Source organism: Bradyrhizobium sp. BRP56 (assembly GCF_020194035.1).
GTDB classification, from domain to species: Bacteria; Pseudomonadota; Alphaproteobacteria; order Rhizobiales; family Xanthobacteraceae; genus Bradyrhizobium; species Bradyrhizobium australafricanum.
Map to the genome: position 1 here is coordinate 199,578 of NZ_JADYVV010000003.1, position 13,078 is coordinate 212,655.

A 13,078-nucleotide genomic window follows, 5' to 3' on the forward strand; every position below is an offset into this window, starting at 1 on the left:
AAGGATGGCTACAGGCACCGTTTTCGCATCCTTCGAGGCTCGCTCCGCTCGCACCTCAGGATGACGGCGATTTACTTCGGGGCAAGGGCCCTAACGTGCTGGATAATTCCGGAAAAGTCGACCCCGCCGTGACCCGACGCGTCGAAGGTCTTATAAATCTCCTGCGCGTGCTTGCCGAGCGGCGTGACCGCGCCGGCCGCATTGGCGGCGTCCTGCGCCAAGGTCAGGTCCTTGACCATCAGGTTGGAAGCAAAGCCCGGCTTGTAATCGTTGTTGGCCGGCGAGGTCGGCACCGGGCCGGGAACCGGGCAATAGGTGGTCAGCGACCAGCACTGCCCCGACGAGGTCGAGGCGACGTCGAACAGCGCCTGGTGCGACAGGCCGAGCTTCTCGGCCAGCACGAAAGCCTCGCCGACCGCGATCATGGAAATGCCGAGGATCATGTTGTTGCAGATCTTGGCCGCCTGCCCTGCACCGCCCGCGCCGCAATGCACGATCTTCTTGCCCATGTTCGCCAACATCGGCTGGGCGGCCGCGAATGCCTTCGGCTCGCCGCCGCACATGAAGGTCAGCGTCGCGCCCTTGGCGCCGCCGGTGCCGCCAGAGACCGGCGCATCGACCGAGGCCATGCCGTGCTTGGCGGCCAGCACATGGGCCTGCTTGGCGCTTTCGACGTCGATCGTCGAGCAGTCGATGATCAGCGTGCCCTTGGCCATCGCGGGCAGCACTTCGCTCCAGACGCCGAGCACATGCTTGCCGGCCGGCAGCATGGTGATGACGACATCGGCGCCCTTCACCGCACCGACGCCGCTCTCGGCGATCGCGGCGCCGTCGCTCTTGGCCTGATCGCGGGACGCCGCGACCAGATCGAACGCGGTCACCTTGTGGCCGGCCTTGACCAGATTGGCCGCCATCGGCCCGCCCATATTGCCGAGCCCGATGAATGCGACGTTTGCCATGGGAAGTCCTCCGCTTGCGACGTTTCTATTTGCTGTCTGGAAATTTCAATTCGTCGGCGCCGATCTCGGCGAAGTAAGGCGCGAGCATCTCCGGCGTCACCTGTTCGATCCGGGCCGGCGACCAGGTCGGATTGCGGTCCTTGTCGATGACGGCGGCGCGCACGCCCTCGCGGAAATCGTCGCTGGCGAACACTTCGAGCGCGGCGCGATATTCGCGCTTCAGGCACTCTTCCAGCGTCGCGGTCGCGCGCGCCAGCCGCAGCAGTTTCAGCGTCACCACCATGCCGCGCGGCGACTTCTCACTGAGCGTCTTCAGCGTGTCCCGTGCCATGTCGAAGCCGTCGGCCTCGAGCGCGGCGACGACGTCCTCCATCCGGCCGTGTGCGAACCAGCCGTCGATCCTGGCCTGCATCGCGGCGACAGGGCCAGCCGTCTCGCTAGTGGCGAAGCCTCCGATCAGCCGATCAATCTCGGCCGAATTCGTACCCGGCGTAACCTTGGTCAGCGCCTCGCGCAGCGCCGGCAGCTTTGCGCTCGGCACCACGGCGTCGGCGAATTTGGCGTAGATCGCATCGGGTCCGTTCATGGTGGTGCCGGTGAGCCCGAAATAGGTGCCGATCTCACCCGGCGAGCGCGACAGCAGATAGGTGCCGCCGACGTCGGGGAAGAAACCGAGGCCGACCTCGGGCATCGCGAGCTTGGTCCGCTCCGTCACCACGCGGTGGCGGCCATGCGCCGACAGCCCGACGCCGCCGCCCATCACGATGCCGTCCATGAAGGCGACATAGGGCTTTGGGAATTTCTTGATCCGCGCGTTGAGGATGTATTCGTCGCGCCACAGGATCTTGCCAAGGTCGCCCTTGACCTTGGAGCTCTCCCAGAGCGCGCGGATGTCGCCGCCAGCGCACAGGCCGCGCTCGCCGGCACCCTCCAGCACGATGACAGCGACGTCGGGATCGGCCTCGAACGCATCGAGCGCCTTGTCGATGTCGTGGAACATCTCCAGCGTCACGGCATTGATCGCCTTCGGCCGGTTGAGCCGGATGATGCCGGCAGAACCTTCCTTGCGCGCGATCAGATCGCCCTCGGCTGCCGCCGCATCATTCATCGCGCGCCCTCGATCAACTTGCGCGACACGATCAGCCGCATGATTTCATTGGTGCCTTCGAGGATCTGGTGCACGCGCAGATCGCGCACGATCTTCTCGACACCGTATTCGCTGAGATAGCCGTAGCCGCCGTGCAGCTGCAGCGCCTGGTTGGCGACCTCGAAGCCGACGTCGGTACCGAACCGCTTTGCCATCGCGCACAGCATGGAAGCGTCCGGATCCTTGCGGTCGAGCGCGGCGGCCGCCCGCCACAGGAAGGTGCGTGCCGCTTCCAGCTCGGTCGCCATGTCGGCGATCTTGAATTGCAGCGCCTGGAATTCGTCGAGGCGTTTGCCGAATGCCTTGCGGTCCTTCATGTAGGCCAACGCCTTGTCGAGCGCCGCCTGCGCACCGCCGAGCGAGCACGCCGCGATGTTGAGGCGGCCGCCGTCGAGCCCGGCCATCGCGATCTTGAAGCCGATGCCCTCCTCCCCGAGCCGGTTCGCGACCGGCACGCGCGCGTTTTCGAACATCACAGCGCGGGTCGGCTGCGCATTCCAGCCCATCTTGCGCTCGTTATTGCCGAACGACACGCCCGGCGTCTTGCCGTCGATCACCAGCGTCGAGACGCCGCCCGGACCGTCGCCGCCGGTGCGCACCATAGCCACCAGCAGGTCGGTACTGCCGGCGCCGGAGATGAACTGCTTCTGGCCGTTGAGCACGTAATGATCGCCGTCGCGCACCGCGCGGGTGCGCAGCGCGGCCGCGTCGGAGCCGGCGCCCGGCTCGGTCAGGCAGTAGCTCGCGATCAGCTCCATGGTGCAGAGCTTCGGCAGCCATGTGTGGCGCTGGATGTCGTTGCCGTAGGCATCGATCATCCAGGACGCCATGTTGTGGATCGAGATGAAGGCCGACGTGGTCGGGCACCCCGTCGCCAGCGCCTCGAAGATCAGCGCCGCGTCGAACCGCGTCATCGCCGAGCCGCCGACATCATCCTTGATATAGATGCCGCCGATGCCGAGGCCTGCCGCCTCGCGCATCACATCCACCGGAAAGTGCTTTGTCTCGTCCCATTCGAGCGCGTGCGGCGCGATCTGTTCCGCCGCAAACGCCCGCGCCATGTCGCGAACCGCGATCTGGTCCTCGTTGAGAGCGAACTGCATCTCGCCGCCTAGCCCTGAAGGTTACCCCACCGTCATTGCGAGGAGCTCGCGACAAAATTGCAAGAGCAATTTTGCGCTGAAGCGACGAAGCAATCCATTCTTCCACGCGGGGGATAGATGGATTGCTTCGCTGCGCTCGCAATGACGTTCCCGGAAATTACTTCATCGTCGGGATCGAGAACTCCGCGCCTTCCTTGACGCCGGACGGCCAGCGCGAGGTCACCGTCTTGGTCTTGGTGTAGAAGCGGATCGAGTCCGGACCGTGCTGGTTGAGGTCGCCGAAGCCGGACTTCTTCCAGCCGCCGAAGGTGTAATAGGCGATCGGCACCGGGATCGGCACGTTGATGCCGACCATGCCGACATTGACCTTGGCGGCGAAGTCGCGCGCGGCGTCGCCGTCGCGGGTGAAGATCGCAACGCCGTTGCCGTAGTCATGGTCGGACGGCAGTGCCAGCGCCTCGTGATAGTCGTGGGCGCGCACCACCGAGAGCACCGGGCCGAAGATCTCTTCCTTGTAGATCCGCATGTCCTTGGTGACGTTGTCGAACAGCGAACCGCCGAGATAGAAGCCCTTCTCGTAGCCCTGCATCTTGAAGCCGCGGCCGTCGACCGCGAGCGTCGCGCCTTCCTTGATGCCGATGTCGATGTAGCTCTTGACCTTCTCGACCGCCTCGCGGGTCACCAGCGGGCCGTAATCGGCCGACGGATCGACCGAGGTGCCGATCTTGAGCGACTCGACGCGCGGGATCAGCTTCTCCATCAGGCGGTCGGCGGTGGTCTTGCCGACCGGCACCGCGACCGAGACGGCCATGCAGCGCTCGCCGGCGGAGCCGTAGCCGGCGCCGATCAGCGCATCGACCGTCTGGTCCATGTCGGCGTCCGGCATGATGATGGCGTGGTTCTTGGCGCCGCCGAAGCACTGGCAGCGCTTGCCGGTCTGCGCGGCGCGCTCGTAGATGTACTGCGCGATCGGGGTCGAGCCGACGAAGCCGATCGCCTTGATATCGGGATCGTCCAGGATGGCGTCGACTGCCTCCTTGTCGCCGTTGACGACGTTGAGGATGCCGGCCGGCAGGCCCGCCTCGATCATCAGCTCGGCGAGCATCATCGGCACGCCGGGATCGCGCTCCGACGGCTTGAGGATGAAGGCGTTGCCGCAGGCGATCGCCGGCGCGAACTTCCACATCGGGATCATCGCCGGGAAGTTGAACGGCGTGATGCCGGCGACCACGCCGAGCGGTTGGCGCATCGAATAGATGTCGATGCCGGGGCCGGCGCCCTCGGTGTACTCGCCCTTCATCAGATGCGGGATGCCGCAGGCAAACTCGGCGACCTCGAGGCCGCGCTGGATGTCGCCCTTGGCGTCGGGAACGGTCTTGCCGTGCTCGCGCGCCAGCAGCTCGGCGAGCTTGTCGTAGTCGCGCTGCACCAGCTCGAGGAACCGCATCATGACGCGGGCGCGGCGCTGCGGGTTGGTGGCGGCCCATTCCGGCTGCGCGGCCTTGGCGTTCTCGACCGCGGCGCGGAGCTCGGCCTTGGAGGCCAGCGCGACCTTGGCCTGGACCTCGCCGGTCATCGGCTCGAAGACGTCAGCCGTGCGGCCCGACGTGCCCTTGACCTCCTTGCCACCGATGAAATGTCCGATTGAGCGCATGGAAAAACCTCCCTGAAGCACCTGAATCGCCGCTCCCTCGCGGCGGGATCGCTTTACAAACCCTATTGACCCTGCATTTTATGGGATTCAAGTCCGATAAATTGCACCATAGATGTGCGGAAATGCTGGATCAAGGCGGCGGCACAATCGACTGGGACGACTTCCGTTTCGTGCTTGCCATCGTGCGCGGCGGGTCGGTTTCGGCTGCCGCCAAGCAGCTCGGCGTCGATCATGCCACAGTGATCCGCCGTGTCGACCGGCTGGAGCGCCACCTCTCCGCAAAACTGTTTGATCGGCGCAAGACCGGCTATCTGCTGACCGAGGCCGGCCAGCGCGTCGCCGACAGCGCGGAGGCGATGGAATCCACCATCGTCGCCAACCAGGAGGCGGTCGGCGGCTCGCGCGCCCACCTCACCGGCACGGTGCGGATCGGCGCGCCCGACGGCTTCGGCAGCCACTTTTTGGCCTCGCGGCTGGTCAAGTTCACCGAGCGGTATCCCGATCTCGATCTGCAGCTCGTCGCCACCGCGCGGCTGTTCTCGCTCTCCAAGCGCGAGGCCGACATCGCGATCAGCCTGACCATGCCGAAGGAAGGGCGCATCGTCGGCCGCAAGCTGTTGGACTACACGCTCGGGCTTTATGCCGCACCCGCCTATCTCGCCCAGGCGCCGGCCATTGCCGCACGCGCCGACCTGCCGCGGCACCGCTTCGTCGGCTACATCGAGGAGCTCTTGTTCACGCCGGAGCTCGACTATCTGCCGCAGGTCTCGCCGAAGATCTCGGCGAAATTCCGCAGCGCCAATCTGATCGCGCAGCTCAACGCCACCATCGCCGGCTTCGGCATCGCCGTGCTGCCGCACTTCATGGCGACGGCCCACCCCGAGTTGCAGCCGGTGCTGCCGGACGAGGTGCGGATCTCCCGCACCTTCTGGCTGCTGATGCACGCCGACAGCAAGGACCTCGCCCGCATCCGCGCGGTGGCGGACTACATCTACGAGACCGTGGAAGCCGAGCGCGCGCTTTTTAGCGGGGTGTGAGGCGGACACCGTGTTATTCCCGTCAACCTGAGGAGCGCGTAGCGCGTCTCGATGGATGCACGGCCCGGCTGGTGGCCGTCGACCCTTCGAGACGCGCGCGATGCGCGCTCCTCAGCGTGACGGATCGAGTATTAGGCGCGCCGCGCCAGCTGGCGCTTAAAGCGCTAATTCACCTTCTTCTTCGCCGGCGCCTTGGCCGCGGCGGCACGTCCCAGCACCGCCTCGCGGCCCGCCGACAGGATCTCGTCGGAGAGTTCGCCGCTGCCGGCGATGCGCGACATTACTATGGTGCCCATCATGGTCGCCAGCGTCGCCATCGCCTGCTTGCGGGCGGCCTTGCGCGGCACGTCGATGATCTGGTCGGCCATCATGTCGATCATCTGGTCGAGCTTGAGGGCAAACGCCTTGCGGGTCTTCGGGCTCTCGCGGGCGATCTCGGCGCCGAGCGCCGGGATCGCGCAGCCCTGGCCGGGATCGTCGCGGTGCATCGCCGAAAGATAGCCGTCGATGATGGTCGAAAGCCGCTTCTCCGGCGGCGTGTCCGCGGCGACCTTGCGCCAGCGCTCGATGGCGCGGTCCATCGCGTAGCTGAAGGCCTCGATCACCAGCGCCTCGCGCGAGTCGAAATGCGCGTAGAAGCCGCCATGGGTCAGGCCGGCGTCCTTCATCAGGTCGGCGACGCCGATGCCGTGGGCGCCCCGCTCGCGCAGCCGCGTCGCGGCCTTCTTGACGATCCGCGCGTGGGTCTCCTGCTTGTGTTCTTTCGAATAGCGCATGCCGGTCTCATGGAATGTTTCTAATCATATAATAGCAGATTTGCGGCCGGAATGCTGCAGTTATTTCGCCTTGTCGGCCACTTTCGGTTCCCCGCCGAGCATCGAAAACGTCGCGGTCGCGTGCACCGCAAGATTGCCCTTGCCGTCGCGGACGAAGCCCTCGGTGTAGCTCGTCTGGCGGCCGAGCTTGATCACCTTGCCTTCGGCGCTGATGGTGCCCGAACGTGCCGACAGCGGCCGCAGATAGGTCAGCTTGAGGTCGAGCGTCACCGAGGTCTGCCGCGCCGGCAGCATGGTCGAGATCGCGCAGCCCATCGCGGTATCGAGCAGCGCCGCGGCGGTCGCGCCGTGCAGCAGGCCGATGGTGTTTTCCAAGCTCTCATGCGGCTCGAGTTCCATCACGATGCGGCCCTCGTCGACCACGGCCATGTGGAAGCCGATCAGCTTGGCCATCGGCGGCGGCGGCAACCGGCCGTCGCGGATCGCGCGCATCGCCTCGATCCCGGACATCGGCAGCGCCGCCATCGCCACTGGTCCCGGCGCCTGCCATTCCACCACGCGGGTGCGCGTTAGATCGGGCGAACGAAGATCGATGCTTTCGGCGGCGGTCATGACGGCTCCATTTATATGACGCATCTAATTCTATAGATCCGCATCCCTCGGCGCAACCGCCGCACCCGGTCCCTTGACAGGGCCATGCTTTGTCCGGGACATGGCCCAAGTCATTCCGGGGCGACGCAAGCACCAGACCCGGAATCTCGAGATTCCGGGTCTGGTGCTTGCGCACCATCCCGAAATGACTTGTCGATCCATTCCTGCGCCGGGACTTTTCCATGGACATGCTCAATCCCCACTGCGGCATCGCCCGCGACGACAGAGGCGTCGTCCGCCTCACCATCTGCAACGCCGGCAAGCTGAACATCGTGAGTTCCGCGGTCACCAACGGCGTGCGCGAGGGTTTTGAGCATCTGGCCGCCGATCCGACCATCCGCGCGGTGATCCTGGCCGGCGAAAGCGAGCGCAGCATGATCGGCGGCGCCGACATCAAGGAAATGGCGACACTCGACCAGACGTCCGCCGAAGCATTCATCAGCCGGCTGCGCGACCTCTGCGAGGCCGTGCGCAAATTCCCGGCGCCGGTGATCGCCCGCCTGCCCGGCTGGTGCCTCGGCGGCGGCCTCGAGGTCGCGGCCGCCTGCGACGTCCGCGTCGCCGCGCATGACGCGATGTTCGGCATGCCCGAGGTGCGCGTCGGCATCCCCTCGGTGATTCACGCCGCACTGCTGCCGCGCCTGATCGGCTGGGGCCGCGCCCGCTGGCTGATGATGACCGCAGAGAACATCGATGCGCCGACCGCGCTCGCCTGGGGCCTGGTCGACACCGTGGCAAAGCCCGGCGGGCTCGACGACGCCGTCGAGCACACCGTCAAGGCGCTGCTGGAATGCGGGCCCGAGGCGCTGCGGATCCAGAAGGACCTGCTGCGGCAATGGGAAGAGCTGCCGCTGACCGAGTCGGTGAACCTCAGCGTCGGCGTGTTCGGAAAGTCGTTCCTGACCGGCGAACCGCAGCGCCTGCTGCAGGGATTTTTGGACCGGAAGCGGTAGCGGTTCAGCACCTGTGGCCCGCATGAGCGCCGCGACATGTCATCTGTAGCCCGCATGAGCGAAGCGACATACGGGGCCGGATGCCCCGGATCTCGCTTCGCTCATCCGGGCTACGCTGCTGCGGGTGACCTTCGCCGCGCATTCACAGGCGCCTGCACCGGCCGAGGCCCGCCCGTTCAGCTCGATACCGGGATCTCGATCAGCACCAGCGTGCCGCGGCCCGGTTCGCTCTCCAGCGCGATCCGGCCGCTGAGCGACGACACCACGGTGTTAAAGGCGATGTGCAGGCCGAGGCCGATATTGCCCCGCTCCCGCCCGGTGGTGAAAAACGGATCGAACACGCGGGCCTGCAAATCCTCGCGGATGCCGATGCCTTGATCGGCGCAGGCGATGCGGGCGAGCGTCTGATCCGGCTGCGTCACCGTCATGGTGAAGCGTCCGCCGCGGCCGTCGGGATAAGCGTGCGCCGCGGCGTTGAACGCCAGGTTGCTGATCACCTGCGCCAGCGCGCCGGGATAGCTGTTCAGAACGATGCCTTGCGGGCAGTCGAGTTCGACGATCAATCCCTGACGGGACAGCAGCGGCCCGAGCTTTGCGATCAGCTCGGAGAGCCATCCGCCGAGCTCGAATGTATGGCGCTCCTCGTCGGCGTGATGGATGGCGACCTGCTTGAAGCTGTGCACCATTTCAGATGCCCGATGCAGATTTTCCGAGGTCAGTCGAAGGCCGTTCTCGATCCGTGCAATGCCCCGCGTCAGGTCGGAGCGGCGAACGGCGGTGCCGCTCAGCGCCTCGCCCATCGCGCGAAGGTCCGCCTCCATGGTGGTTGACGTGGTCAGCGCCAGGCCAAGCGGCGTGCTGACCTCGTGTGCGACACCGGCGACGAGCTGCCCGAGCGAGGCCAGCTTCTCGGCCTGCACGAGCTGCGATTGCGTCGCGTGCAAATCGCGCAACGAGGCTTCCGAACGCTCCTTTTCCTGCTTCAGCGCCTGCGCCGTTCGAAACTGCTGGCGCGCGCGGAACTCGCGGGCGGCGACGGCGTAAAGCGACAGCGCAAAGGCGTTGAGGACCAGGGAATGATTGATGAAGCGCAGCCCCGGCGGCAAAGCCGGCCCGAGCGATTCAGCGATGCACAGCGCAATCCATGTCGTGAGACAGAACACGGCCAGCGGCCCGATCCGCAGCGGCAGCATGGTCGAGACGAACAGGATCACCATCATCACGCCGGGTGCCGCATAGGTGAATCCCGAGGGCAGCACGAGGTAGACGCTCGGCAGCACGCAGCCCGGAACGACGCAATAAACGAGGAAGATCGTCTCGGCCCACGGCTTCATCGCGGGCACCGAGAGCAAGGCGGTGAGCGGCAGCAGGACCAGCACGGCAACCCCGCCGCGGATCGCCAGCGTGGTCGCCACGACGTCGGGATAGAGCACCCAATCCCAGAACGCATATCCGGCATAGGTGAAGGCGCCGAGCAGCATCGCGACCTGCGTCCAGCCGATATTGCCCCGCACGTACTGGTCTACAAATCGGCGCTCCTCGACAATGTCGTCGAAGCGCAGTCCAAGGCGGGTCAAAAGACGGAGCATTACAATATCAAACGAAAAAGGCCTGGCACTGGAACTTGGCACTGGAAATGGGAGCGTCGAAAATGATCTACGACAGCTTGCCCGCGCTGTCGCGTCCTTTTGGCGCATCGGCGACCGCGGCGCGGCATCGCGCCGCGCCCCTCACCGGGCGTTGGCCGGGGCGTGGGTCGGCCAGAGATCGGCGCGCCAGTGCAGCGCGATTGCCAGCATGGCGATGAAGCCGGCGGCGGCGAGCAGCGTGCCGGTCGCGGTGTAGCCGATCAGGTCGATCAGGCTGCCGGCGGCGAGCAGCCCGAGCGGCAGGCCGTAGATCACCATCATGCGCACGCCCATGACGCGGCCGCGCAGATGCGCGCTGGCGTTGCGCATCAGCATCACGGCGGCCGAGATCATCGACATGCTCTGCGCGATGCCGGCGAGCAGCAGGCAGGCCATCGCGACCGGCATGGTCCGGAGCTCGACGAACACCAGCAGCATGGCGTACCAGGCGAGCGTCGCGCCGATCAGAAGCCGCGCGATGCGTACCCCGCCGGCCATGCTGAGCGTGATCGAGCCGATCAGCGAGCCCACCGCGAAGCTTGCCGAGAGATAGCCGAGCCCGGTCTGGTCGGTATGGAAGATGTCGCGCGCGACATAGGGCAATAGACCGTTGGTGAGCGGAAACGCGGTGAGGTTGGCGAGGAACGCGACGCAGAGCGCGGCGCGCATGCCCGGGCCGCTCCAGGCATAGACGATGCCCTCCTTGAGGTCGCGCAGCAGCTTTGAACCCGGCGCGTCGCCGGCGAGATCGGTCGTGCCATGCGACTTGGGGCGGCTCATGCAGAGCATCAGGATGGCGGCGACGAAATAGAAGCCGGCGATCCCGACATAGACATAGCCGATGCCGAGCGCCGCGAACAATCCGGCCCCGGTCAGGGCTCCTGCGATACGCGCCGAGTCCTGCGTGGTGCGCGCCAGGCTGATGGCGCCGACCAGTTGCTCCGGCGGCATGATGTCGGCGAGCAGCGCGCCGCGCACGCCGAGATCCGACGGGCGGATCACGCCCATGATCGCGACGATGATCATGACGTTCAGCGGGGCGAGATGCCCGGTCAGCGCCAGCGTCATGATGGTGCCGGCGAGCGCCGTATAGGCAAAGCGCATCACGGCGAGCAGATCGCGGTGCCCCATGCGGTCGCCGATCATGCCGACGACCGGCGCCACTAGCGTGCCGACATATTGCAGCGACGCCAGCACGGTCAGCAGCAGCACCGAGCCGGTCTCGACCATGATGTACCAGCCGAGCACCAGCGTCTCGACCTCGAACGCCCAGGAGGTGAGCAGATCGGACGGCCATTGAAAGCGATAGCTGCGGATGCGAAATGGCGCGAGCGCGGAGGTCCGCGTGTTCCCGCTCAAGACGCGATGACGCGTGTCACGGCGTGTCCTGCCCTTTTCCTTGTTCTTCTGGGTCTTGCTTCTTGGTCGTGCTTGCGGCGCTTTGAATTCGTCTCGAGTCGCTTGGGAAAACGCTCTGTTCCGTCAGCGTAGCGCCGAGTCGATTGGTGTCAATCGAGGCCGCCGCATGCGGCCATGCACGATGGTATCCGCAGCGACGTGATGGCGTAGCCTCGCGAATCGCAGGCCCTACATCGGCGGCGCGGCGCGCCGCAGCATGAAATGGGTGGGTATGAAGGCGAGCAGTGGCAGGCCGATCATCAGGCCGGCCAGCCACACCAGCGGCGGCACGAAGCCTTGCGCCGCCCTGTCGCTGGTGCCGAAGACGTAGTTGATGTTGACCGGGGTCATGCCCGGGTCCGGCCGCGGTCCCGGCATCACAAAGTAGCAGATCAGCAGCAGCGCCCATGCCAGCACGCTCCAGACGATCAGCGCGCGCTGGTCATAGCCGAGCCGCCAGACCAGGAACAGCAGCAGGAACGGCAGCCAGCCGTGGAAGCCCGACAGGAACCGCAGGAACAGCGAGAGGTTCTGGTCGAACATGTAGTCGGTCATTCCGGTGAGCGAGTAGCCGGCGACATGGACGAGGAAGTCGATCACCCAAAATGTTTGCGGCACAAGGAGTCCGACGGCGCACATCGAAATCAACAGCGCGCTCTCGGTCCAGACCCCGATCAGGGTGAGGATCAGGCAGACGTCACAGAAATACAGAAAGTTGGTCGGCCCGTAGCAGTAGGTGTACACCGGCACCAGGACGGCCATGAAGGCGCTGAAGCCGATCTTGACGGAGAGCGGAATGCGGGCGGACGGCTGCTCGACGGCGATCACGGACATTGCGGTGGGACTTCCCGTTGCACAATCCGCCAGCCCTAGCGCCGGATCGGTAAACAGACCCGTATTCCGCAACCTTGAATTGATCGGCGCTCGGGAATTCGGTTAACGCCAACTCAGCGGCGCCGGTACAGTTTTATCCGCCCGCGCTCGAGGTGATCGTGCTAGAATGCCTGTTCCGAAGCCGCGGAGGGACGACATGAACGCCTTCGAAGTTTTCGCGATCTACCTGGCGCCCTTTGTGGTCATCGCGATCGCAATCCGGCTGCTGATGAAGCGCCATGCCGTCGACCTGCCGGACGTGCAGAAACAAGCGGGCTCCGCGCCGAAGCGACGATTTCTGCTCGGCGCCTGGCGGTCGGATTAGGTCAGGTCGCAGACAAGCCCGGATGCGCCGCCGCCCGGCGAAATTCTCAATCACTGATTTGCCCGACGACGCAAGGCCTCGCGAGAAGAGAAACTCGGTGTACGTTCGGGCGATTCATGCCGCGAGAATGCGGACGTGTGACTCACGAGAGGCGCCAAACACTCGGTGTCGTCCCTGCGAAAGCAGGGACCCATAACCACCGATGCTGATTGTTGCGCGATGTTGGAACGACGAGTCTCTTCAACGACCTCCGCTGCGGCGTATGGGTCCCGGCCTTCGCCGGGACGACACCGGTGGAGACTCGCGTGCTCTCATTCGCTCCCTCGTGTCATCACGAATCGAGGACCATCCATCGCCGTCATCCTGGCGAAAGCCAGGACCCATTACCCCAAATCTCCATTGTTGCGCGACGCCGGGGCCACGATCCGGTTCGTCATTGAAGGCGGTGGTTGATGGTGTGGACGGCCCCCTACGGCATCAGTGTGCCAGAATGAGGTTGTCTAGATCTCATACAAGGGAGCCGTCCGTGAACCAGATTATCCGCATTGGGATTGATACGTCGAAGTATATTTTT

The 13,078-nt window shown here is 65.5% G+C and carries 12 protein-coding genes; 3 read left to right on the forward strand and 9 right to left on the reverse strand.

Going from position 1 to position 13,078, the window contains the following annotated elements:
• Window positions 1-71: 71 nt before the first annotated feature.
• The 4 genes from mmsB to I6F38_RS04395 all read right to left on the reverse strand — a co-directional run bounded on the left by mmsB (window position 72) and on the right by I6F38_RS04395 (window position 4,863).
• The gene (gene mmsB, locus I6F38_RS04380) at window positions 72-959 is read right to left on the reverse strand and encodes a 3-hydroxyisobutyrate dehydrogenase (RefSeq protein ID WP_225159191.1); all 888 of its coding nucleotides are present in this window, start codon (window positions 957-959) and stop codon (window positions 72-74) included.
• Between the two features lie 25 nt (window positions 960-984).
• Complete coding sequence (locus I6F38_RS04385; protein WP_225159192.1) at window positions 985-2,067, reverse strand: enoyl-CoA hydratase/isomerase family protein; 1,083 nt, start codon at window positions 2,065-2,067, stop codon at window positions 985-987.
• Window positions 2,064-3,209, reverse strand: coding sequence for an isobutyryl-CoA dehydrogenase (locus I6F38_RS04390; RefSeq protein WP_225159193.1), 1,146 nt, complete (start codon window positions 3,207-3,209; stop codon window positions 2,064-2,066). The genes I6F38_RS04385 and I6F38_RS04390 overlap by 4 nt, the downstream gene beginning before the upstream one ends.
• 157 nt (window positions 3,210-3,366) lie before the next feature.
• Window positions 3,367-4,863, reverse strand: coding sequence for a CoA-acylating methylmalonate-semialdehyde dehydrogenase (locus tag I6F38_RS04395; protein WP_092081799.1), 1,497 nt, complete (start codon window positions 4,861-4,863; stop codon window positions 3,367-3,369).
• A gap of 122 nt (window positions 4,864-4,985) precedes the next feature.
• Between I6F38_RS04395 and I6F38_RS04400 the strand changes: the two genes are divergently transcribed.
• Window positions 4,986-5,900: a LysR family transcriptional regulator gene (locus I6F38_RS04400; RefSeq protein ID WP_028335019.1), complete on the forward strand. Its 915-nt coding sequence runs from the start codon at window positions 4,986-4,988 to the stop codon at window positions 5,898-5,900.
• A gap of 164 nt (window positions 5,901-6,064) precedes the next feature.
• Here the strand turns inward: I6F38_RS04400 and I6F38_RS04405 are convergent, their stop codons facing one another.
• Together I6F38_RS04405 and I6F38_RS04410 are read right to left on the reverse strand one after the other, a co-directional pair.
• Window positions 6,065-6,676: a TetR/AcrR family transcriptional regulator gene (locus I6F38_RS04405; protein ID WP_225159194.1), complete on the reverse strand. Its 612-nt coding sequence runs from the start codon at window positions 6,674-6,676 to the stop codon at window positions 6,065-6,067.
• A 60-nt stretch (window positions 6,677-6,736) separates the two neighbouring features.
• Entirely contained in the window at window positions 6,737-7,288 is a 552-nt protein-coding gene (locus I6F38_RS04410) for a PaaI family thioesterase (RefSeq protein ID WP_225159195.1), read from the reverse strand.
• A gap of 221 nt (window positions 7,289-7,509) precedes the next feature.
• On the opposite strand from I6F38_RS04410, the gene I6F38_RS04415 reads away from it, so the two are divergent.
• Window positions 7,510-8,280: an enoyl-CoA hydratase gene (locus tag I6F38_RS04415; RefSeq protein WP_225159196.1), complete on the forward strand. Its 771-nt coding sequence runs from the start codon at window positions 7,510-7,512 to the stop codon at window positions 8,278-8,280.
• 176 nt (window positions 8,281-8,456) lie between these two features.
• Here the strand turns inward: I6F38_RS04415 and I6F38_RS04420 are convergent, their stop codons facing one another.
• The 3 genes from I6F38_RS04420 to I6F38_RS04430 form a co-directional block, all read right to left on the reverse strand.
• On the reverse strand, window positions 8,457-9,869 hold the full coding sequence (locus I6F38_RS04420) for a HAMP domain-containing sensor histidine kinase (protein WP_225159197.1): 1,413 nt from the start codon (window positions 9,867-9,869) through the stop codon (window positions 8,457-8,459).
• 141 nt (window positions 9,870-10,010) lie between these two features.
• Window positions 10,011-11,267 carry an MFS transporter gene (locus I6F38_RS04425; RefSeq protein WP_225159198.1) on the reverse strand — a complete coding sequence of 419 codons (1,257 nt, stop codon included), beginning with the start codon at window positions 11,265-11,267 and terminating at the stop codon, window positions 10,011-10,013.
• 228 nt (window positions 11,268-11,495) lie between these two features.
• Window positions 11,496-12,140 (reverse strand): hypothetical protein, encoded by a 645-nt coding sequence (locus tag I6F38_RS04430; RefSeq protein ID WP_225159199.1) that lies wholly within the window; start codon window positions 12,138-12,140, stop codon window positions 11,496-11,498.
• Window positions 12,141-12,336: 196 nt separating this feature from the next.
• Here I6F38_RS04430 and I6F38_RS04435 point away from each other — a divergent pair, with 196 nt between their 5' ends.
• Complete coding sequence (locus I6F38_RS04435; RefSeq protein WP_016846528.1) at window positions 12,337-12,504, forward strand: hypothetical protein; 168 nt, start codon at window positions 12,337-12,339, stop codon at window positions 12,502-12,504.
• Window positions 12,505-13,078 lie beyond the last annotated feature (574 nt).